This window comes from Streptococcus ovuberis (assembly GCF_012396585.1).
GTDB classification, from domain to species: Bacteria; Bacillota; Bacilli; order Lactobacillales; family Streptococcaceae; genus Streptococcus; species Streptococcus ovuberis.
Map to the genome: position 1 here is coordinate 108,575 of NZ_JAAXPR010000002.1, position 21,802 is coordinate 130,376.

Annotated in this window: 16 protein-coding genes; 9 read left to right on the forward strand and 7 right to left on the reverse strand. The window is 44.4% G+C overall.

Annotated elements, in window-relative coordinates; all coding sequences use genetic code 11:
• Positions 1-42 precede the first annotated feature (42 nt).
• The 3 genes from recD2 to rnhC form a co-directional block, all read right to left on the reverse strand.
• Entirely contained in the window at positions 43-2,475 is a 2,433-nt protein-coding gene (gene recD2, locus HF992_RS01670; RefSeq protein WP_168548327.1) for an SF1B family DNA helicase RecD2, read from the reverse strand.
• Positions 2,476-2,565: 90 nt separating this feature from the next.
• Positions 2,566-3,189: a signal peptidase I gene (lepB, locus tag HF992_RS01675; protein WP_168548328.1), complete on the reverse strand. Its 624-nt coding sequence runs from the start codon at positions 3,187-3,189 to the stop codon at positions 2,566-2,568.
• A 2-nt stretch (positions 3,190-3,191) separates the two neighbouring features.
• On the reverse strand, positions 3,192-4,100 hold the full coding sequence (gene rnhC / locus HF992_RS01680; protein ID WP_168548329.1) for a ribonuclease HIII: 909 nt from the start codon (positions 4,098-4,100) through the stop codon (positions 3,192-3,194).
• An 89-nt stretch (positions 4,101-4,189) separates the two neighbouring features.
• Here rnhC and HF992_RS01685 point away from each other — a divergent pair, with 89 nt between their 5' ends.
• The 3 genes from HF992_RS01685 (at position 4,190) to HF992_RS01695 (ending at position 7,677) form a co-directional block, all read left to right on the forward strand.
• The gene (locus HF992_RS01685; protein ID WP_168548330.1) at positions 4,190-4,498 is read left to right on the forward strand and encodes a hypothetical protein; all 309 of its coding nucleotides are present in this window, start codon (positions 4,190-4,192) and stop codon (positions 4,496-4,498) included.
• Positions 4,498-5,046 (forward strand): CvpA family protein, encoded by a 549-nt coding sequence (locus tag HF992_RS01690; protein WP_168548331.1) that lies wholly within the window; start codon positions 4,498-4,500, stop codon positions 5,044-5,046. The genes HF992_RS01685 and HF992_RS01690 overlap by 1 nt, the downstream gene beginning before the upstream one ends.
• Positions 5,047-5,343: 297 nt before the next feature.
• On the forward strand, positions 5,344-7,677 hold the full coding sequence (locus HF992_RS01695; RefSeq protein WP_168548332.1) for an endonuclease MutS2: 2,334 nt from the start codon (positions 5,344-5,346) through the stop codon (positions 7,675-7,677).
• A 106-nt stretch (positions 7,678-7,783) separates the two neighbouring features.
• Here HF992_RS01695 and HF992_RS11885 read toward each other — a convergent pair whose 3' ends face one another.
• The 3 genes from HF992_RS11885 to HF992_RS01710 form a co-directional block, all read right to left on the reverse strand.
• Positions 7,784-8,605 carry a DUF6287 domain-containing protein gene (locus HF992_RS11885; protein WP_246201199.1) on the reverse strand — a complete coding sequence of 274 codons (822 nt, stop codon included), beginning with the start codon at positions 8,603-8,605 and terminating at the stop codon, positions 7,784-7,786.
• Positions 8,606-8,773: 168 nt separating this feature from the next.
• Positions 8,774-8,914 (reverse strand): hypothetical protein, encoded by a 141-nt coding sequence (locus HF992_RS01705; protein WP_168548333.1) that lies wholly within the window; start codon positions 8,912-8,914, stop codon positions 8,774-8,776.
• Between the two features lie 568 nt (positions 8,915-9,482).
• Positions 9,483-9,824 carry a DUF6287 domain-containing protein gene (locus HF992_RS01710; protein ID WP_168548334.1) on the reverse strand — a complete coding sequence of 114 codons (342 nt, stop codon included), beginning with the start codon at positions 9,822-9,824 and terminating at the stop codon, positions 9,483-9,485.
• Between the two features lie 20 nt (positions 9,825-9,844).
• Here HF992_RS01710 and HF992_RS01715 point away from each other — a divergent pair, with 20 nt between their 5' ends.
• From HF992_RS01715 to HF992_RS01730, 4 genes are all read left to right on the forward strand, one after another.
• Entirely contained in the window at positions 9,845-10,126 is a 282-nt protein-coding gene (locus HF992_RS01715; RefSeq protein ID WP_168548335.1) for a hypothetical protein, read from the forward strand.
• A gap of 98 nt (positions 10,127-10,224) precedes the next feature.
• Complete coding sequence (gene trxA, locus HF992_RS01720) at positions 10,225-10,539, forward strand: thioredoxin (protein WP_168548336.1); 315 nt, start codon at positions 10,225-10,227, stop codon at positions 10,537-10,539.
• Between the two features lie 140 nt (positions 10,540-10,679).
• Positions 10,680-11,534 carry a mechanosensitive ion channel family protein gene (locus HF992_RS01725; RefSeq protein WP_168548337.1) on the forward strand — a complete coding sequence of 285 codons (855 nt, stop codon included), beginning with the start codon at positions 10,680-10,682 and terminating at the stop codon, positions 11,532-11,534.
• A 285-nt stretch (positions 11,535-11,819) separates the two neighbouring features.
• Positions 11,820-15,149 (forward strand): M14 family zinc carboxypeptidase, encoded by a 3,330-nt coding sequence (locus tag HF992_RS01730; RefSeq protein WP_168548338.1) that lies wholly within the window; start codon positions 11,820-11,822, stop codon positions 15,147-15,149.
• A gap of 400 nt (positions 15,150-15,549) precedes the next feature.
• Here HF992_RS01730 and gdhA read toward each other — a convergent pair whose 3' ends face one another.
• A complete protein-coding gene (gene gdhA / locus HF992_RS01735) occupies positions 15,550-16,896 on the reverse strand; it encodes an NADP-specific glutamate dehydrogenase (protein WP_168548339.1) in 1,347 nt (448 codons plus the stop codon).
• Between the two features lie 1,404 nt (positions 16,897-18,300).
• On the opposite strand from gdhA, the gene HF992_RS01740 reads away from it, so the two are divergent.
• Positions 18,301-20,232: a beta-glucoside-specific PTS transporter subunit IIABC gene (locus tag HF992_RS01740; protein ID WP_168548340.1), complete on the forward strand. Its 1,932-nt coding sequence runs from the start codon at positions 18,301-18,303 to the stop codon at positions 20,230-20,232.
• 82 nt (positions 20,233-20,314) lie between these two features.
• Entirely contained in the window at positions 20,315-21,799 is a 1,485-nt protein-coding gene (locus tag HF992_RS01745; RefSeq protein WP_168548341.1) for a prolyl oligopeptidase family serine peptidase, read from the forward strand.
• Positions 21,800-21,802: the final 3 nt, after the last annotated feature.

Below are 21,802 nucleotides of genomic sequence, written 5' to 3' on the forward strand. Positions count from 1 at the left end.
GCGCTGGCTGGTGATGTGGACTAAGATTTGATAGAAGATAGTTCAGCTTTTAAAGAATTGAGCAATCAGTTCCTCGTCAAGACCAATCATGGTGTCAATCGCCAGATAGTTGTCTGGCGTCAGGCGGTATTCAGTGGGCTCGGTCAGAACTTGGTCAGGTACTTCAACTTGTTCTTGCTTCGTGCTTACTGGGTGGTCTTCGGTGATAGAAACAGGCGTGTTTTCTTGTTGATGTTGCCCTTCGACGGGTTCAAATGGTTCGAAGCGCTCAATAAGGTAGGTCTTTCGGGCAGTTCCTCTGGTCTGGGTTGCATAATCAAAGGCGGTGTAGTTGCCGAGCAAGATCAATTTGCTCTTGCTACGGGTGATGGCCGTGTAGAGGAGGTTACGCTGGAGCATGCGTCGATTCGCATTGACCAAGGGCAGGATAACCACAGGAAACTCGCTTCCTTGCGATTTATGGATAGACATAGCGTAGGCCAGCGTTATTTTGTACCATTCGTTTCGAGGGTAGGTGATTTCGTTGCCATCAAAGCTGATGCTGATTTCATCTTGCTTGCTGTCACTGTATTTGCCAGGTAGGAGATCGGTAATGTAGCCCAAATCGCCATTGAAGACATTGGCTTCGGCATCGTTGACCAGATGGATGACCTTGTCCCCTTGGCGAAAACTGAGGTCGTTAAAGGCAAAGGACAGTTGCTCATTGGCTAAGGGATTGAGTTGTTCTTGCATGAGGAGATTAAGCTGATCAATGCCAGCTGTTCCCTTGTACATGGGAGCGAGGATTTGGATATCTCTTGAAGGAATGCCGCTTTTTATTGCTGCGCTGACAATCCGACTGACCATCTGAGGGATTTGCTCAGGCAGGGCCTCGAAATAAGAACGGTCAGCCTTTTTATCACGAAAATCGGGAGGTAACTGGCCTTGTCGGATATCGTTGGCCAAGGAAACAATCGTCGAATCCTGAGTTTGACGATAGATCGTCTTGAGTGCAATGTGGGGGATTGTCTTGACCTTGAGTAGGTCAGCAAGAACCTGGCCAGGATTGACGGACGGCAGCTGGTCGCTATCGCCGACAAGAATAAGCTGAGTATTGGGCGAAACGTGAGTCAGCAACTGGTTGGCTAACCAGGTGTCTACCATGGAAAACTCATCAACAATCAGAAGCTCCGCATCCAGATAGTCACTAAGGTAGCTGACCTCTTCTGCAGATTCTCCCGTCAGCCCTAAGTGCCTGTGAATCGTTGCGGCAGGCAGGCCTGTCAGCTCATTCATCCGCCGTGCAGCTCGGCCGGTTGGAGCTGCCAGCATAATGGGCAAATCGCCTGTTGACCGTGTCAAATCAATCCCATGGAGTCGGGCGTAAACGGCAATCAGACCATTGATGATGGTTGTTTTTCCGGTGCCAGGACCACCTGTCAGGACAAAGACCGGTTGATTGATGGCCTCGATGATGGCGGAGGCCTGCAGTGAATCGTATTGGATACCGAATTGTTGTTCTAATTCTGCCAATTCTGCACGGATCGTTTCTGGAGCAAAAGTCTGCGGGGGCCCTTGCTTTAATAAGCGGTTGAGGTGTTTTTGAATCCCCTCTTCAGAAAAATAGAGGCTGTTGTTGAAAATCTTGGTTCCGACTTGCTGGACGCTTCCAGTCTCAATCAAATGTCTCAGTTCTGCTGCCACAGCTTCGGGGAACAACTCGACAGGGCGAGACTCCTCTAAAAGCAATAAACTGGCTTCTAGCAGATCTCTTGCTTCCACATAGGTATCGCCGGTCTCCATCGAGCGTTGCAAGAGGCTGTGGAGCAAGCCAGCTCGGAAACGCTCTGGGGCATCGCTAGCGATATTGAGGTTTTCAGCAATCCGATCGGCCAGCTTGAAACCAATGCCATGGATATCGCTAACCAACTGGTAGGGGTTTTCCTCGATAACTTGCAAGGTACTTTCCTTGTAGGTATCCTGGATCTGAAAGGCTAATTTATTGGGGATGCCATACTCAGCTAGCTTGGCTAAAATCATCTCGGTCCCATAGTTGGCCCGTAGCTTCTCTAGGAAATTTTCCCGTGCTTTTTGAGAAAGACCTTGGATATTGGTCAGTTTTTCAGGAGCTTTCAAAATCTGGTCAATGGTCTCTTCCGGGCCATAGGTGTCGACAATACGTTCAGCAGTCTTGCGGCCGATCCCTTTAAAATGGTCGCTAGAGAAGTAGTTGACCAGCCCCTTGGCACTTGGTTTAGCACGCTCGTAACGGGAGATGGCCAATTGCTGGCCGTAGCGTGGGTGGGTGATTAATTCACCAAAGAAGGTATAGTCTTCCCCTTCAATAACCTCGGCAACCGTTCCGGTCACGATAATCTCAAGATCATCAAAGTCTGGACAATCTGTTTCTTCAATGGTTAACAGGATAATCTTATAGAAATTGCTTGGATTTTCAAAAATCACTCGCTCAATAGAGCCCGAGAAAAAATAGGTCATGAGATCCTTTCTCTGAAATAGCAAAAGTCTGCTATCACAGCTAGACTTATGATAAAACCCAGCGGGTTAACCAACTGAGTTTATCTTCTGTTAAAAAAGTTTAAAGTGTGGAATAGGCCAGAACCTGAGTTTGACTTCGCCGACGAGACTTTCTTCAGAGTAGGTACCCACATGGCGGCTATCCTTAGAGACGATGCGATCATCGCCGACCAAGAAGTATTGGTCCTCGGGGATAGTTACAGTAAATTCTGAGACAAAGTTGCTGTCTGTAGTGAAGCTAGGAGATTTCTGGGCTAGCTCTTGGAAATAGGTGTTGTAGCTGTATGTAGATTGCAGCTTGTCCTTTTGGAAGGCTGCTAGATACTCTTTTAAGTAGGGTTCTTCCACAACCTGACCGTTGACCATTAGCTGATCATTTTTGAAAGAAATAACGTCTCCAGGCATCCCAATCACTCGTTTAACGATTTGGGTTAGCTTTCCTTTATCATCAACAGAATTAGCCACCACAATGTCGAAACGCTCGACTTTAGTGTGAAGTAAGACGATGAGTTTATCCTGATCGGAGAGCGTAGGATCCATGGAATGGCCATCAACCGTTACAGGATTCCAAAGGGTATACCGTGAGATAAGAAAAAGAGTCATAAAGAGGATAAACCCTCCCCATTCCTTAAGGAAAGAAACAAAATGGAACTGTCTGGTTTTTCTTCGTGACATAGTTAAGATCTCCTGAGCAGCTGGGCTGCTTTTTCTGTGTTTTTAAAATGTAGTTTAGCTGTCTGCTCAAGCCCTGCTTGGCCGTAGGCCGCAAGGATTTGACTAGCGACCTTATCAGAGGTAGTGCCAGCACCACTCGGAAGTTGGTAGCCGACCTTTTGCCCTAGTTCTTTGAGTTGATTGAGAAAGAGGCTACGCGCGATAATCGATGAGACTGCGACTGCCAGACATTGCCCTTCAGCTTTCTCAATCAAGGAGACAGCTTGGTCAAAGTGGTTGCTTTCCTTTTTGAGGTATTTGTGGTAATTCGCATCGCTAGTAAAGGCATCGATGATGATTTGCTCAGGTCTTTCAATTCTCTTGAGAAGGAGAAAAATGGCTTGGTTATGAAGGGCGACCTTGACTGAAACAGCATTATAGCGCGCGGGAACAACTTCATTATACTTTTGCGGGGATAGCAGTAGGGCTTGATGGTCAATCTCTTTTTCTAAAATAGGAGCTAGCTGGAGAATTTTTTGGTCAGTCAGCGTTTTTGAGTCTCCAACCCCTAAAGCCTTGAGGCGCTGGTGTTGTTCGGGTTTCACAAAACTGGCGACTACCGCAATTCCTCCAAAATAAGACCCATTCCCAACCTCGTCAGAGCCTACAGTGGTAAAGGATTGATCCACCTTTGTGGCTGGCTTGCTTTTTCTTGCTGAAAGGTTAGTAGCCGTCTGCCAGTCCTTGGCCAATACCGCTGCCTCCTGGCCCTGAAAGAGGACCTTGCCTGTCGTATAAACACTGATACTGGTTGAGCGAACTTTGAAAAAATGCGTTTTGTAGGGGTCCTTATGAGGGACAGAAAAGTCTTGATAAGCCTTGACCAGTTGGGAAATTTGCGCAGTGGTCAATTGCAATACGATAGGATTCATGCTTTCTATTCTATCATATTTTCGAGAAAAAGCCCCTGATAAATGGTCAAATGCTTAAAAATAAGGTATAATGAGGGATGAGGTAAGCTATGGCAGATTTAAATCGATACAAATTTACATTTTCAGATAAGCAATTAACCCTGACAACTGAGCATGATAATCTTTTTATGGAAGAGATTGAGCGTGTGGCTAAGGAAAAGTATCGCGCGCTTCAAGAGGAGATGCCGACAGCAGATACGGAAACCTTGGCGATATTGTTAGCAATCAATACCTTGTCTGTTCAGTTGGTGCGTGAGCTGGAGTTTGATCAGCAAGAAGAGGAGCTGGCTCGTCTGCGTAAGAAAATGTTGGAACACATTCAAACAGCTGACAGTGCTGGTGATACGGAGGTAAAATAATGGTAACATTTGCCCTTTTACTGATTCTAGCTTGGCAGTTTTATATTGGCTTTCGCAGAGGCTTAGCCCTGCAGGGGTTTTACTTTTTGGGGAGTTTGATTTCGCTTTTTGTTGCGAGTTTATATTATCGGCGTTTGGCCGACTGGCTCTATTTGTGGGTGCCATATGCCAGCCCGGCAGAAGGAGCGAAGACGGTCTTCTTTGATCAAAATAACATTTTTGACCTGGATCAGGTCTTCTATGCAGGGTCAGCCTTCTTGGCTGTTTATCTCCTGACCTATGGCTTGGTGCGTTTGCTAGGAATTTTCTTTCATTTAACAGATTTAGATACCTTAGATATTGGCTATTCACGGATTGGGGCAGGAGTTTTGTCTGTTCTTGTGACCTGGATAGGTCTCGAAATGGTTGTGATGATCCTGACGACGATTCCAATAGCCATGGTTCAAGAACGGATTACGGGAAGTTGGCTAGTGAAGCTGATGCTCCACACGCCTATTGTTTCCCAATTCCTCAAAAATCTTTGGGTAACCAAGGTGATTGGCGGTTGATGCTGGCAAAAAGCTTCTTGATCTCTACTTTCATAGCTATATAACTGGAGGCATGAGGTGGGAGGTTTGTGCTTCACTGTATAAGCCTAACTGCTCATCCTAATTTCCCTTTTTAAGATGAGGGTGAAATAATCTGGGAATGAACTGTTTTAGCGCATCCTTGAGTTGCCAAGAATGAGTCAAGATGACCTTGGTACCATTGATTTTTTCAAAAAACTATTAGGGAGCGAGAAAAGAGCAGGCCCCTTCAAGCCTCTCTTGGTCTACTTCCTTTTTTAGTGATAAGGATTAACAAATATGAATCAAAAAATATTAGAGACGTTGGAATTCGACAAAGTTAAGGAACGTTTTCGGCCGTTCCTAACGACGGCTCAAGGCAATCTAGAGTTAGATGCGCTTTATCCAGTGGCTGAAGAAGGCCGTTTGAGGGCGCTTTTTGCAGAGATGACGGAAATGGCAGAGCTGTTTATCGCCTCACCCCAATTTGCCATCGGAGAAACAAGAGATATCTCGACTGTTGTGGCGCGTCTAGCGGTCGAAGGACAGCTCAATATCGATGAATTTTTAGCCCTAAAACGTGTCCTAGAAGTCAGCAAATCGCTTAAGGATACTTATGACAATTTAGAGAATGTTACGCTTGATCAGTTGAGCCGTTTATTTGAAAACATTGCAGTATTTCCTCAGTTGCAGGGAAGTTTGCAGGCAATCAATGACGGTGGTTTTGTGGAATCTTTTGCGAGTCCTGAATTGAGCAGAATACGCCGCAGTATCCAAGAGGGGGAAAATCAAATCCGTCAGGTACTCCAGGATATTCTCAAAAAACAAGGAGATATGCTGGTTGAGACAATGATTGTTAACCGGAATGGTCGCAATGTTCTGCCGGTCAAGAACACTTACCGCAACCGAATCCCAGGAATTGTGCATGATATTTCAGCCTCTGGGACAACGGTTTACATCGAACCTAGAGCTGTGGTCACCTTGAACGAAGCGATTACCAATGCTAGAGCAGATGAGCGCCATGAGATTTATCGAATTTTGACAGAGTTGTCAAACCTGGTTCGCCCTCACCATCAGGCCTTCAAGAACAATGCCTGGTTAATTGGACACTTGGATTTGGTACGCGCGAAACATCTCTTTGCCAGAACCCATCAAGCGACTGTTCCTAAACTGTCAAAAGAACGTGCGATTCAGCTCTTAAACGTCCGCCATCCACTCCTAGAAAATCCTGTCCCCAATGATTTGCATTTTGGAAAAGATTTAACAGCTATCTTGATTACAGGGCCGAACACAGGTGGGAAAACCATCATGTTAAAAACCTTGGGATTAGCGCAGCTAATGGCCCAATCGGGTTTGCCAATTCTGGCGGATTCAGGTAGTCGTGTTGGGATTTTTCGGCAGATATTTGCAGATATTGGAGATGAGCAGTCTATTGAGCAGAGTTTGTCAACTTTCTCTAGTCATATGACCAATATTATCCGTATTCTTGCTGACGTGACAGAAGAGGATTTGGTCCTCTTTGATGAACTAGGAGCTGGGACAGACCCTCAAGAGGGAGCGGCACTGGCGATGGCTATCTTAGAGGATTTACGCTTGCGCATGATCAAGACCATGGCAACGACGCACTACCCAGAACTTAAGGCGTATGGCATTAATACAGCATACGCTGAAAATGCCAGCATGGCTTTTGATACGGAAACCTTGAGCCCGACTTATCGCTTCCTACAAGGTGTTCCTGGGCGTTCTAATGCTTTTGACATCGCAAGGCGCTTAGGTTTATCTGATGTCATCGTCAAAGAAGCACAGGCTCAAAGTCAGGGCGATAGCGATGTTAATACGATTATCGAAAAATTAGAATCTCAAACAACAGAGACTCAAAGACGTCTAGAGCGCATCCGAGAAGTTGAGCAGGAGAATTTGAAGTTCAACCGTGCCCTGAAAAAACTTTACCAAGAGTTTAGTCGGGAAAAGGACAATGAACTGGCTAAGGCTAGGGCTGAAGCGCAAGAATTGGTAGAGTTAGCCTTAACAGAGAGTGAACAGATTCTCAAAAATCTCCATGACCAAGCTAAACTTAAACCTCACCAAATCATCGAAGCTAAGGCCCAGCTCAAGAAATTGGTGCCAGAAGAGGTACGCTTAGCGCAAAATAAGGTCTTGAAAAAAGCCAAGAAGAGTCGTGCAGCCAAGGTAGGAGACGATATTGTCGTTCTGGCCTATGGCCAAAGAGGGACCTTGACTAAGGAATTAAAAGATGGTCGCTTTGAAGCTCAAGTCGGACTTATTAAGATGACGCTTAAGAAGGATGAGTTTGACTTGGTTAAAAAAGACGCTGATTTGCAGCCTATGGCTAAGCCGATCAATGTGGTCAAACGTAGCCATACCAAGGGGCCTTCAGCTCGTTTAGACCTGAGAGGAAAACGTTACGAAGAAGCCGTGCAAGAACTGGATGAGTTTATTGATCAGGCGCTTCTCAACAATCTCGCTCAAGTCGATATTGTCCATGGAATTGGAACAGGCGTTATCCGCGAAGCAGTTACTAAATATCTTCGTGCCAACAAACACGTGAAAAGCTTCGGCTATGCACCGCAGAATGCTGGAGGGTCAGGTTGCACTATTGCGATCTTTAAATAGGTTTTGAGGATTGTTTCATCAAAAAAAGCAACTGAAGTGGCTAAACCTTGAGCCACTTCAGTTGCTTTTTAGGCGTGTTTTAATCAGTCATCCTAAACGGTGAGTCTTATTGGCTAACATCCGTATAGGAAATGTAGTATCGAACACCGTCATAGGTGACATAACTGTACCAAAATTCCCCATTTTCGCTGAAATACTTATCCCAAAAGACACTTTCCCCTTTTGGATAAGTCATGACAGGCTCCATTGATTTATCAGGTTTGGCAAAGACAGGTGTGTCTTTAGTGAGATTTAAATAACCGCTGGTGACTTCGACACTTTCTTTATCCTCTTCTGGGAAGAAGGGGAGTGGGGCTTGATCATCAGAAATGCGGGAGAAAGGATGGCTTTCAGCAGATAGGCTTTGCCCAGCAGTCATAACATCTTCTTGGAAGGTTAGGCCACCAGGGCTTTTAGTCCCCGCAGGGATAATGGTTAGTACGCCCCCACCTGTTGGCGCATTAGTCGGATTAATACTGAAAGAGATAAGGTTATCTTTGAGGGATTGGTAGGTAATTGTCATGTTTTCAGTTAACAAGGCAGTAGGAGAAAACACCAAGGTTTCTCCTAAGTCGTTTGTCCAAGTCCCTGCAAGGCTAGTGTAGTCACCTTGGCTGATGGCCTGGGGATCGAGATTAGAGGCACTTGCAGACTTATCTGTTGCTGAAGGCTTCGTAGGAGCTGTTTGAGTTTTTGTAGTTGAGCTACTGGTTGAGTTTTCAGCTACTGTTGAATGGCTGGTTGTCGTGCTTGATTGGTGTTGTTTCTCAGCTACTTTTTCAGCGCTAGACTTAGTGCTTTTTACTGGCTCGGAGGCCTTTTGGGCACAAGCGCTCAAGAGTAATAAGGCGCTCAATAACGTGACTGTTTGGCGAAGCATTTTAAACATAAGATTACCTTCTCATCCATATTTAACTGGGAAAATCCTTTTTTCCATAGCTTAAAGACATACCCCCATTATAGACTTTTTCAGGCATAACCGCAACCAAAAAAGGAATCAGCAAGTAGAAACGGAGCCTGCTTGCTGATTGGAAAGGTTTAGAGAGAAAGGGGCTCATTAGAGCTTACTGGCGATTTCTTCCAGCAGAGCAATGATTTTCTTGATGGATCGGACAAAGAAAACGACCAAGGCAACCACGCCAATGAAAATGAGTAGTTGGAGCAAGTAGGCTAAGTCGACCAGATTTCCAAGTGTCATGAGGAATCTCCTTTCTTTTGAGAAGAGGTGCGTGGCAATAGCTGAGACAGAGGAACTTTCCAAAGACTAGATGGCCTTGGTGGGATTTAATGGGAGCAGTTTGCTAGCGTTCAGAGAGTCTTTAGGGGAAGTATCTCCTCAAGTCCAGTATACTTCTTGTTAGAACAAAAGTCAAACATTAATGTAAACGCTTAATTTGTTGATACAATGGGGACGTGGCTTTCTTTTTTCTGTTAATCAGCTGGGAATAAAATAAATAGTGAACGCAAAATTCTAAAAAGTCTTTCGCTGACTAGATTCTTCCATCACCGGGAGAACTATTCTAAAATTTTCCAAAAGCATTGGCAAAACCTACGAGTTATTGACAATCATACGGGTGGAAGTTAGCATCTTCTCCTTGACCTGCTATGATACCATCTAGCTAGAAGGTAGTTTCTTCTGAACCTGAGTGGTCCGCAGGGAGAATCATTAGGAAGTCCCCGCCGATTACTGAATTGGGTTGGCCCAAATGACCTACGATTCGTCTCTTGTCCACTCGCTCAAAGGTGAAGATGACTTTAGCGGATAGTCATCCACCGTTGTTAAATACAACAGGCTCTCCTAAGTCATTCTGCCAATTCCCCCCAATGCTATTAAATTCACCGTTTACTATGGCCTCACTGCTGATAGACGATTGGCTTTGAACGCTTGTATAGGCGGCTGTAGTTGTGGTTCCTACCTTTTCTGGGACAGTACTAGCAATCTCAGCAGTTGGTGGGTTATTAGGCTCGCTTTTGGGTTCAACTTTAGGAGTCTGCCCAGTTTCTAACTTAGTTGAAGTGGTCGTCATGGACTTAGGTGTTTCCTTGCTTGTGTTGGCTTGACTAGATGTACGAGTTTCTGTAGTGTTTTGAGCGGTCTTTGTTTCCAAAGAAGGTTTTTGGGTTTCTGGTGTGTTACGGCAGGCACCTAGGAATCCTATCCCGCTTGACCTACTTGCTTTTGGAATATGCTAATGCTGAACAGTGTCAGCGATTTGGCCAGCTTTTGATTGCGGAAGCGAGGAAGAAAAAATGTTATGACTACCTTGCTAAGGGTTATATTTACTCGGGACTTTGCCAGCATGATAAGGCTTTGGTGGAGCAAGGGTTAAGGCTCTTAGAGGTTGCAGGGGAGCAGAAGCTTTGGCAAGACATGAAGGCCTATGTAGAGGCTAATCGCTCCGAAATCTAAGCCCTATCTCCTTTTTGCCTAATCTCGTAGCAGAATTGAGACAAATGGGTTAATTTAGTGTAGAATGGCAGTAGACTAAAGCTAAAGGAGACAACATTATGGTACAAGCAGTAACAGATGCAACATTTGCACAAGAAACCGCTGAAGGATTGGTCTTAATTGACTTTTGGGCAACTTGGTGTGGCCCTTGTCGCATGCAGGCACCAATCTTGGAACAATTATCCCAAGAGTTTGACGAGTCAGACCTTAAAATCCTTAAGATGGATGTAGATGAAAACCCAGCAACAGCCCGTGAATTTGGCATTATGAGTATCCCAACCCTTCTCTTTAAAAAGGACGGTCAAGTCGTCAAGCAGGTAGCTGGGGTTCATACCAAGGACCAGATTAAAGCAATCATTGCACAAATCGGCTAGCAAGAGGCCTCAAACAGAGGCGTGTTAATGGATAAACTTATCAAGAAGGCTAGGGAACTGGCCTTTTTGAGTACTAAAAACAGAGGTTGAACAGGTCAGTTAGAGGGACTTTTGGTATAATAAAGGATAAGTACTTTATCATGAAAAGGAGTTTCCTTTTGGCATTTTTAGAAAAATACCTATCACGTTTTGACCTAGAGGAGCTGGTTAATGAAGGATTGACCAAGTTGCTTTCTCTCTTCCTATTATTGTTGGTCTTTTATATCTTGAAAAAAACACTCCACGCAGTGGTTCAAGGGATCATTAAGCCATCTTTGAAATTAGCGAATAATGACCTCAACCGGCAGCGTACCCTGGCTCGTTTGATTGAAAATAGCCTGAGCTATGTGCTTTATTTTTTCATGGCTTACTGGGTTTTGAGTCTGATTGGTTTACCAGTTTCGAGTTTGCTGGCAGGAGCAGGGATCGCTGGGGTGGCTATTGGTCTGGGAGCTCAGGGCTTTCTATCGGATTTGGTCAATGGGTTTTTCATTCTCTTAGAACACCAATTTGACGTTGGTGATTCGGTTGTATTGACCAATGGGCCAATCAAGCTTTCAGGTAAAATCTACAGCGTTGGGGTACGAACGACTCAGGTCAGGGATTCCGATGGTACCTTGCACTTTATTCCCAACCGAAATATTCTAGTCGTTAGCAATCAATCCCGAGGAGACATGCGTGTTCAACTAGACCTGCCACTTCCTCTCGGAGCTAATTTGGATAAGGTTTACAAGGTGCTTGAAAAGGTTAATGCAGAACTGACTCCCCAAACGCAGATCATTACCCAACCACCAACGATCATTGGGCCTCAGACACTGAGTAATGGGCAATACGTTATCCGAGTTCATTGCTTTGTTGAGAACGGTAAACAAACAGAGGCATACCAACTCCTTTATCGTAAATACCAAGAGGCACTTAATGAGGCAGGTGTTCGTTTTATTCACCCTAATCTTTAGTTATCTCCAAGACAATCGCCAAGTGTGATTGTCTTTCTTTATTATCCTTCTTTATTAACGGAATGTTATTTATTCCGCAGAGCTTAATTTTTATTGTGATAGGTGTTTTACCACGTATTTTTGATAGGAGTGAATAAAAGCGTAATAATCTGATGATTATATTATGCGAAAGACTTCCTTTAAAAAAATTACAGATTTATTAAAAACTGTGAAATATCTAACAGAAACCGCTTTCTTGCATAGATATAATAGAGATGTAAACAAACAATAAATATGGAGGCTTTTATGGAAAAAGGTAAGTTTTCTAAGAAAATAGTTGGCTTATCAGCTTCATTTTTACTGGCCTTGATGGCCGAAGGAGTGATTACTCCGGTTGTTCATGCGGATGATTTAGACCCCAATGCTACCGTCAGTGTAGTTGACGGAAGTGGGGGAGAACTTGTCCCTGCACCTCAAGAAGAACCAGTAGCTGACACAGAGGCTTTGCTAGCCCCATCAGCGTCCACTTCGGCAACAGCTGGGGCAGAACCAACTAGCGGGACTGTTGAACATTCACAACCACCCGCTCTAGAAACTGGATCTGAAACAAGCGGTGAGCAGCCAGTTGCAACAGGCCAGTCTGCGCCACAACCAGTAGCGGCAACGGCCTTGCGCAATGCATCTACGCCTAGTGCTGAGGCTCCTATCGTGCTAGATGAGCAGGAAGTCTATATGTCTGAGAAGGTTCGCTTGGAGATTGCTTTGGATACTCCAGAAACCAGTCTTAATTGGTCGATTCCAGATTTGCCAGAGAAGACCTATATCCATCGTAACCATCTAGCAAGTAACGACCCAAGGCGCAATGACCCTAGCTATCTGGCCAATCCCTATATTGGACCAGAACTGGTCACAGTGGCTGAGGAGGAATCTAATGGATCAGTTTACAAGGCGAAGATTGATTTAGAAGCTTTATTTGGCGAGGATTTGAGCCTGAGAAGCACCACCAATATCCGCCGGACCTATCGAAATTTTATCGGAAGTTATACCCTTGAGGGGCGCAATGCAACAGGTAATCTAATTGCGAGTAAGTTGTTGCATTTGAGACCTTATCCGAGCTATGAAACTTATGAGGAGATGGTCGCTGCGACAAATGCCGCTGCGCAGAATCATGCGCCTGATCGCTATGCGACGGTAGAGACGATTGGGACTAGTGCAGAAGGAAGACCGATTCGGATGGGAATCGTGGCTGAGACAGCCCAAGATTTAAAGGATTACCTAGAAGGTATCAGTCCTGTGATGCTGAAACGTCCTGAAACGCTTTTGAAGGAACTTCAATCGGGCAATCTAACCTATAAGGTTCCGATTATGATCCACAATACCCATGCGGATGAGCAACCAGGTATTGATGTTGTCTCTAAGCTGTTCCAAAACTTTGCCCAGCAAAATGAGTTCCGCTTTGTAACGACAGATGGCCAAGGGCAGTCCCAGAGTATCACACTTCCTGTTAAGGACTTATTGAAACAGGCGTTTTTCCTCTTTAACTTTACTGAGAACCCTGATGGAGCTGTTCACAACTTCAGAGGCCTTCCAAATGGACTTGATATTAACCGAGATGCTGGTTTCCAGACCAGTCCAGAAGCTAAAGCGACTGTCGCCCAAATTACCAAGTGGAATCCACTGGCTCTCTATGATATTCATGGCTTTGTGAAAGAATTTCTGATTGAGCCTGCAACACCACCACATGATCCAAACTTTGAGTATGATTTGTTATCCGATAGCATGCTGGAGCATGCACACCACATGGGACGGGCAGGGGTAGCTAACTCCAAGTATAAGGAAACCAATCCGGACAAGGGGTATATTATTCCTAAAATAGACTGGGGAGAAGGTTGGGATGATGCCTTCTCAGGTTACACAGCTGTTTATTCAATGCATCACGCTGTTTTGGGGCATACCTTGGAGATTCCAGAGATGAATGAGGAGTCCTTTAAGGCGGGGTATTTTGCAGTTCTTGGAGGAATTCGATATGTCCTTGATCAAAAGGACCAGCTGATGGCTAATCGCCTCAACTACTATGCGCGTGGTATCCATAAGATCGAAGATCCAAAAGCCAATGATCAACTGGTTGCCCCAGATGGGTCGGTAGTAGGTCGGCCTAAGGAAGGTCGTGAAAAATTCTTCCCTGATTACTATGTGATTCCCATGGGACTGTCCAAGAATCGTGATAGCCAAGAAGCTTTTGATATGATTTCCTATTTCCGTCGCAATGGGATTGAAGTGGGAGAGTTATTGGTTGACAGAGGCGAGTTCAAAGCAGGTGATTTAATTATCGACATGGCACAGGCCAAGCGCGGTTATGCGAACCACGTCCTTTACAAAGGAAGCAACGAGTCAGCCTGGTCTGACATGTACGCTGAAGTAGTCATGAACAGACCGGTCATGAGAGGATTTGAAGCTATCCCCATCTTCGAAGAGGACTATTTCAAACATATTTTGGGACCAGTTTCCCACAAGGAAGCTCCGAGAACAGTTGTGGATCCAAAGGCTAGCTATTATAAGGTACACAACAATTCACTCAGCGCTATCCAGGCGGTCAATGCTGTCTTGCAAAATGGCGGTCGTGTCTATCTGACCGATGATGGCTACATCATGTCGACCAAAGATTTTTCAAACGCCTTGGATACTTACGCTCTATATGGAACACCGATTTACAACAAAAAGCCAGTGGGAGAAAGCCTCAAGGCCATGAAGGTTTACGCCCCAGGTAATCCTAATATCGGCTTGAGTATCCCATCGAAGAGCGAGGTCTATCAGGCCTCCAAGCAAATGGGCTTTGAAATGGTTGAGAATCTAGAAGACGCAGATGTGGTTGTTTTAGACAGCAATCAGTTTAAGGCAGAAGACCTCGGCAAGAAACCAACCATCATCATCGGTGGTGATGCCATGCATCGTCTTGAAGAACTTGGCTTGATTCCTGGGTTCGATGCAGAACGAACCGGTAGATCTCATGAAGGGCTACTGAAAGCCTTGTTGGATTCGACCCATGTCTTGACAAGTGGCTACTTGCCAAACGATTACTTTTATAGTAATTCTGGAAGCTGGATAAATACCCTGCCAGAAAACTTCAAGCAACTTTTGAAGGTGGCGGATGGTGATTATTTTGTGGCTGGTTGGTGGCCGGGTCATGAAAAAGTTGCTGATAAGCTTTTGGCCATTGATGGGGTTTATGGCGACCAGCCTATCTTTATCTTTGCGGGCGACCCGGTTAACAAGCTAAACAGTATTTACTTCTATCGCTGGGTCAGCAATGCCATTTTCCGAGGGGAAGTGGCGAGCTTACTGGCTTACGAGCCTAATCGTGGCATTATTGAGCTTCCGAAGAGACCTCCTGCCAAAGAGCCTGAAGTCGTTCAAGTTGTCAATGCAGGAAGCCATCAAAAAGCCTCTGTCCCAGTGACCTACTTGACGCAAGAGGCTGATGTTCTGAAACTGGCCAGTCTCGGAGCAAGTCCGCATAAAGGAAATGCTCTGCCTAAGACCGGAAACGCTTCCAGTCGCTTCCTAACCTTGATAGGAGCTATGATAAGTGCAATTTTGGCAGGTCCTTATTTTAAGAAAAACCGCCAGAAGGACTAATCCTGTCTAGAAAACGAAAGGCTCCTCTTTCCTCCCAAGCAAAGCTTGGTCTGTGGGAAAGGGGGGAGATTCATCATCTAGGCAATCGTAGGCCCGTTCACTCTTCAGCTGAAGGGTTGAAGCGCTCTCTTATCCGTCAGAATACGATAAGAGGGGCCTGACGACTTGTGAGGAAAGCGTTTCTTGCGAAATTGGTTTTCAAACTCTCGCTTTTTATATTTTACCTTACTGTGAGCCAAATGAAAAAAACCTTCTTTTTCTATCATGGAAAAAGAGTATGAAGAAGTGGTGTTTTACTTGAAAACTCAGCAATGTAAGGTATATTTTCGAGAAACAGTTGCCTGTAGAATGGTAAGAAAAAGGACTGTTAACGTCTGTCTAACAATCCTGTTTAGTTTGTTTAAACCAATCCTTGAGCAATCATTGTATTAGCTACTTTTTCAAAGGCTGCGATATTGGCACCCGCCAGGTAGTCTGTTCCAAGGCCATAGGTCTCAGCGGTTGTCTTAGCTGTTTCAAAAATATTAGTCATAATATCTTTCAAGCGTTGATCAACTTCCTCAGAGCTCCATGACAATCGTAGGCTATTTTGGCTCATTTCCAAAGCAGATACCGCTACACCGCCAGCGTTAGCAGCTTTAGCAGGTCCGTAGAGGATACCATTTTGGTGGTAAACCTTGATGGCGTCTAGGTCAGAAGGCATGTTGGCCCCCTCAGCAACAGCATATACCCCGTTTTTAACCAAGCGTTCAGCAGCTTGGGCATTGATTTCGTTTTGGGTAGCGCATGGCAGAGCAATGTCAAATGGTCCCTCGTAGTCCCAGACAGAGCCTTCAACGTATTTTGCCGTTGCTTTCTCAGCTGCATACTCGGTCAAGCGGGCACGGCGTCTTTCCTTGATATCTACCAAAAGATCGAAATCAATCCCAGTTTCATCAATGATATAACCGTTTGAATCAGAGACAGCAATGACGTTGGCACCGAGTTCCGTTGCTTTTTGGACGGCATATTGAGCGACGTTACCTGAACCTGAGATAACAACGGTTTGACCATCGAATGATTTTCCATTGGCTTTAAGCATCTCGTCGGTGAAGTAAACCAGGCCATAACCAGTCGCTTCAGGCCGGATGAGAGACCCTCCGAAACCGATTGGTTTACCAGTCAAAACACCAGCATCAAATTGATTGAGGCGTTTGTACTGGCCAAACATGTAACCAATCTCACGACCGCCGACACCGATGTCACCAGCAGGTACGTCCAGAGAAGGCCCGATATGCTTTTGCAACTCCGTCATAAAGCTTTGGACAAAGTTCATCACTTCTCGATCAGTCTTACCTTTAGGATCGAAGTCAGATCCACCTTTACCACCACCGATTGGTAGTCCGGTTAAAACGTTTTTGTAGATTTGCTCAAACCCTAGGAATTTGAGGATGGATTGGTTAACTGTTGGATGAAAGCGTAAGCCTCCCTTATAAGGACCGACAGCTGAGTTAAACTGAACACGGTAGCCGCGGTTGACTTGAACCTTGCCTTCTCTGTCCAGCCAAGGAACACGGAAGCTGATGATGCGTTCAGGTTCAACGATGCGTTCAAGAATATTTTCTTCAATATATTCAGGATGTTTTTCAATCACAGGTTCTAAGGTGTTGAATAACTCTTCAACAGCTTGGAGAAATTCAGTTTCATGAGGGTTGCGAGCCTTGACACTTTCAAAGGCTTGTGCAATGTATTGTTTTGCAGTGGTCATTTTGAAACTCCTTCTTTTATAATCAAATCACAGCACTATAATCTTCAAAAGATAAGAAATGTGCGATTGTTCGTTTGCACACTTTTTTCAGAAAATAGCTGTGATAAACTATGTGTTACACTATACCATAAAGCATACACCTTGTCAAGGAAGAGACATAATTTTCTGAAAATTATTAAAAATAGCCAATCCTTCTCATAACAAGACGTGGCAAAAAAATTAAAAAAAAAAGATAAAAACGCTTGCAATTTGTAAACGCTTGCGTTATAATAGAATTGTAAAAAAGATAAGGTCATTTAAGTACACGATGTCTTTATCTAGCCTAGGCAAGCTATGTAGTTTTAGAGTTGAGTTGGAAGAGTGTTCAGTGACGACGGTTATTTGTACAGCCAACTGGACTTTATGCAGTCGTATTTATTGGAGGTGTTTCTATGCTTAAGATGAATATGAGTCGGTACAAGAACGGTGACTATTAGCCATTTTCGTTAATATTGTCGTTCACCTGTTAGAATAACTAAACCATTGACCTTGATATCTAGATATTTTCTCTTACCAAAAGCAGTAGTCGATAGGGACTACGACGGAGGTAGTACGATTATCAATAAGATTATGAATAGCCATTAGAGGTAGCTACTACGTTTGTCTATTATCTGTAGAGAATAGCGGTTTGAACTAAGAGTTGTAGATAAGCTACTATGAAAGAATGTTTAAGAAAGTGACATCTCCTTGTGAGATCTATTAATCACATCAAACGAACTTTTATGTTAACGGCTTTAGAACAATTGAATAAGAATGAGAAGAAGCTAGGACAAAACCCCTAGCTTCTTCCTTTTATAATCTAATTGCTAATGAAATAAGATAAGTCGCAGTGGTTGGGAGCTTGGACAGCCTGGTGTTAGGCTGTCCCACTCTCAAATCTCCAACCTCAGAAGGCTTCCCAAACCTTTTGAACTATGCCGGGGTGGGTTTAAAAGGTCTGTGAGACCTTTTTATTAGGAAATGAAGCTTGCAAAGCAAGTGCTAAAAAGGGGCTAGAGGGCTGGTTCAGTCCAAATCCTAAACATTAGTGAGGTGAAGAGAAATCGAATTCTAGCGAATGATTGATAGTTGCTCCGCGTTCCATTTACTTCTTCGAAAAGCTTAGGAGAAGTGGTTTTACTAGAATAACTCAATATCTAAAGGAATAAAAACAAAAAAAAAATTAAAAAGCGCTTGCATTTTTTAAAAGATGTGGTAAAATAAATGCATGGATTGTTACTGGTCATGCAGGCAAAACCTAAGTAAATGTGAAATAATACCCAACTTTTTGAGGTGTCTCAAAAGGTGTATTGTTTGACATTTATTTAGGTTTTTTCTATTGTATAGACTAAATCTGGAATTATTTTTTAAGGAGGAGCTAACAGTATGGGTAAGTATACTGAATTAGCACAAGATATTGTTGCACACGTTGGTGGTAAAGAAAATATCACTGACCTCAAGCACTGTGTCACACGCTTGCGTTTTTATTTGAAGGACGAGTCAAAGGCTGATACGGACTATCTTAAAGCGCGTGATGGTGTGGTGACTGTCGTTAAAGCCGGTGGTCAGTACCAAGTTGTTATTGGGAACCATGTACCAGACGTTTATGCAGAAGTGGTTCAGGTTGCAGGCCTTGCAGGTGGCGGTAGCTTGGATATTGATGAGGGAGATGTACCAAAAGGGAATCTCTTTGATCGCTTTGTAGCTTTGATTTCTGGGATCTTCCAACCTTACCTTGGTCCATTGGCTGCAGCGGGTATCGTTAAAGGGATTGTGGCTATTTTAGCGGTTAGCTTTGGCTGGTCAACGGGTACAAATGCTCTTTACACTATCTTAGAAGCAGCCGGTGATGGTTTCTTCCAATTCTTGCCTATTATGATTGCCTTCACAGCGGCTCGTAAGTTCCGAATGAATGAATTTACTGCAGCAGCGATTGCGGCGGCCTTGGTTTATCCAACTCTACCAGGTTCCGTTACAGCTTTAACCGAAGCAGGTGTTTCAAATGTTTTAGGGATTCCATTTGTGTTGCCTTCATCAGGTAGTTATCTCTCAACAGTTATGCCTGTTATTTTAGCTGTTTGGATAGCCTCTCTTATTGAGAAGTTCATGAAGAAAATCACACCAGATGTGGTGAAGGTCTTCGTGGTACCATTTGTGGTTATTTTGGTAACTGTGCCATTGACATTCTTAGTCGTTGGTCCTGTAGCTAACTTTGCTTCTGATCTTCTTTCCAATGGCTTTACCGCAGTTATGAACTTTAGTCCACTACTCTACGGTATCTTGTTAGGTGGCCTATGGCAGATTTTGGTTATGTTTGGTCTGCATTGGGCTCTTGTACCTCTTGCTATCTTGCAGTACGGTCAAAATGGTTGGACAGACATTCTTCTTGCAGCTAGTTTGCCAAACTTTACCCAAACTGGTGTTTTGCTTGCTATCTTACTTAAGACTAAGGAACAAAAAGTTAAATCAGTGGCTATGCCTGCCTTCATTTCATCTATCTTTGGGGTTACCGAGCCAGCCATCTATGGTGTAACTCTTCCAATGAAAATTCCATTCTATATCTCATGTGCAGTTTCTGCGCTAATTGGTGGAGCTATTTCATTCTTTGATATTAAAAACTATGCATTTGGTGCTCTTGGTATCTTCCAATTCCCAGGGTATGTCGGTGCAGAAACTGGTTTGACACCAATGTGGATCATGGTTGGTTTGGCGGTAGCAGCAGTCGTTATCTCCTTTGTTATCCAAATGGTTGCTCCAGTCCCAACTCTTTACGGACAAGCTCCAGCGGAGGCTCCTGTAAAAAAGCCTAGTGCTGAAGCAGTTGCTCCAGTAGCAGCTGTGGAGGCGTCTTCAACAATTACAGAATCACCAATCTTGGCAAGTCCATTGACTGGTGAGGTGGTAGCTCTTGCTGATGTGAAAGACCCCGTCTTTTCATCAGGTGCTATGGGACAAGGTATTGCTATTGAGCCAAGTATTGGTCAAGTGCTTGCACCAGCTAATGCGACCGTTAGCCTGCTTTTCCCGACTAATCATGCGATCGGTCTTCAATTGGACAATGGTGCAGAACTCCTTATCCATATTGGGATGGATACGGTTGAGTTAGAAGGTAAAGGCTTTACGGCTCATGTGCAACAAGGGGATCGTGTCAGTCTTGGTCAAAAATTGGTATCATTTGACATTGAAGCTATTAAGGCTGCTGGTTACCCAGTGACCACGCCAGTTATTGTCACAAATACAGCAGACTTTGCCAGCGTGACTGCAACAACGGCAGGAGCAGTTCAAGCTGGAGATGATTTGCTTGAAATTTTAAAATAACAACTTCATAAAGGTATGCCGGCAACGGTCTACCTTTTCCTTTGCCAAACAATGTAAGCGATTACTGATAATTGGAGGTTTTATGAAAAAGACGTTGAAATATTTGTTAGCGGCGACAGCCATTTTAGGGCTAGTAGCTTGTAGTCAGACTAGTAAAAAAGAGACTGGGAAAGCGACCATTAAAGACGCTAAAGTCGAGGTTTCTGGATACGAATGGGGGCCGTCTGTCTCAGCTCTGGTGGTTGAGCTGGATCAAGAGGTGTCAGAATTGGCGGCAGCAGACATTTCGGTTAAAACCATGGGGGTAGACCGTAAGGTCTCTGCGGCTTACCTATCAGATGAAAAGGGGCAAAAGGTTGACGGTTCTAGTAACTATGTCACTTTGGACCTAGAAGTGACCTATGCCTTTGCATCGCCAGACAATGCGTCACCTTTCACCTTTAATTTAAGTACCATGATGAACGAATGGGCTACAGAATACCCTATCGAGATATCAGGTCTTACCATTGCTGGAAGTGCTCTGGATTACCGTACGGATGCCATCAATAAAAGGATCATGAACGATACAGCTGCTTTTAATATAAGAGGGCAGCACCAAGGGCATTATGACAATCCGCTGACAGGAAATTCAGAAGAAGTAACCCTCCAGTATGCCGCCTATGAACCAGAGCATTTAAAAGCGACTGAGGCGAAAAGTCCATTGGTTATTTGGCTCCATGGTCAAGGAGAAGGCGGAACAGACATTGATATCACTCTTCTGGGAAATGAAGTGACAGCCCTAACCCGAGAGGATATCCAGAGTTATTACAAGGCAACAGGTCATGAAACCGAAAAAGGGGCTTATGTACTTGCTGTTCAGACGCCGACTTATTGGATGGACGAAGGAGATGGCACCAACGGCGCTGGGGCTGGAAAATCACGCTACACGGAAGCTTTGATGGCGACGATTGAGGCCTATGTGGCCAGCAATCCGGATGTGGATCCAAACCGTATCTATCTAGGGGGGTGCTCCAACGGTGGTTATATGACTATGAACATGGCTATCGAATACCCGGACTACTTTGCAGCAGCCTACCCACTAGCAGAAGCCTACTCTTTTTATGATTATCAGAGAAACCTAGACGGAACATATGCTAAGGAAGAAGCTAGTGATGGGACGACGGCTAGCTTTATGCCAAACGGTCAAGTTTTTGTCACGGAAGATAAATTAACTGCTCTAAAAAACTTACCAATCTGGTTTGTCATGTCAGCAGATGACGAAGTGGTCATGCCGGACCGTTATGTCTTGCCGACATATCAGGCGCTTTTGCAGGCAGGTGCAGAGAATGCTTGGTTGTCTTATTATGAAACGGTTAAAGGCAAAGACATCCCCGAAAATCAATACATGGGGCACTGGTCTTGGATTTATTTCTTCAATGACCAGGTAACAGGTGTTCAGGATAGAGAGACTGTAACAACAGCAACAGATATGGCTTCTGCTTACCAACCGAGCAATGCCAGTTTTGGTGGTAGCAGTCAAGCGACTCATCGCAATATCTTTGAATGGATGAATGCACAAAGTAAATAGGAG

Excerpts from the sequence above, each read along its gene's own strand:
- HF992_RS11885 (WP_246201199.1), bottom strand. The coding sequence starts at position 8,605 with ATGTTTAAAATGCTTCGCCAAACAGTCACGTTATTGAGCGCCTTATTA.
- HF992_RS01745 (WP_168548341.1), top strand. The coding sequence starts at position 20,315 with ATGAAAAAGACGTTGAAATATTTGTTAGCGGCGACAGCCATTTTAGGG.
- HF992_RS01725 (WP_168548337.1), top strand. The coding sequence starts at position 10,680 with ATGAAAAGGAGTTTCCTTTTGGCATTTTTAGAAAAATACCTATCACGT.
- HF992_RS01705 (WP_168548333.1), bottom strand. The coding sequence starts at position 8,914 with ATGACACTTGGAAATCTGGTCGACTTAGCCTACTTGCTCCAACTACTC.
- lepB (WP_168548328.1), bottom strand. The coding sequence starts at position 3,189 with ATGTCACGAAGAAAAACCAGACAGTTCCATTTTGTTTCTTTCCTTAAG.
- recD2 (WP_168548327.1), bottom strand. The coding sequence starts at position 2,475 with ATGACCTATTTTTTCTCGGGCTCTATTGAGCGAGTGATTTTTGAAAAT.
- rnhC (WP_168548329.1), bottom strand. The coding sequence starts at position 4,100 with ATGAATCCTATCGTATTGCAATTGACCACTGCGCAAATTTCCCAACTG.
- trxA (WP_168548336.1), top strand. The coding sequence starts at position 10,225 with ATGGTACAAGCAGTAACAGATGCAACATTTGCACAAGAAACCGCTGAA.
- HF992_RS01685 (WP_168548330.1), top strand. The coding sequence starts at position 4,190 with ATGGCAGATTTAAATCGATACAAATTTACATTTTCAGATAAGCAATTA.
- HF992_RS01690 (WP_168548331.1), top strand. The coding sequence starts at position 4,498 with ATGGTAACATTTGCCCTTTTACTGATTCTAGCTTGGCAGTTTTATATT.
- HF992_RS01695 (WP_168548332.1), top strand. The coding sequence starts at position 5,344 with ATGAATCAAAAAATATTAGAGACGTTGGAATTCGACAAAGTTAAGGAA.
- HF992_RS01730 (WP_168548338.1), top strand. The coding sequence starts at position 11,820 with ATGGAAAAAGGTAAGTTTTCTAAGAAAATAGTTGGCTTATCAGCTTCA.
- gdhA (WP_168548339.1), bottom strand. The coding sequence starts at position 16,896 with ATGACCACTGCAAAACAATACATTGCACAAGCCTTTGAAAGTGTCAAG.
- HF992_RS01740 (WP_168548340.1), top strand. The coding sequence starts at position 18,301 with ATGGGTAAGTATACTGAATTAGCACAAGATATTGTTGCACACGTTGGT.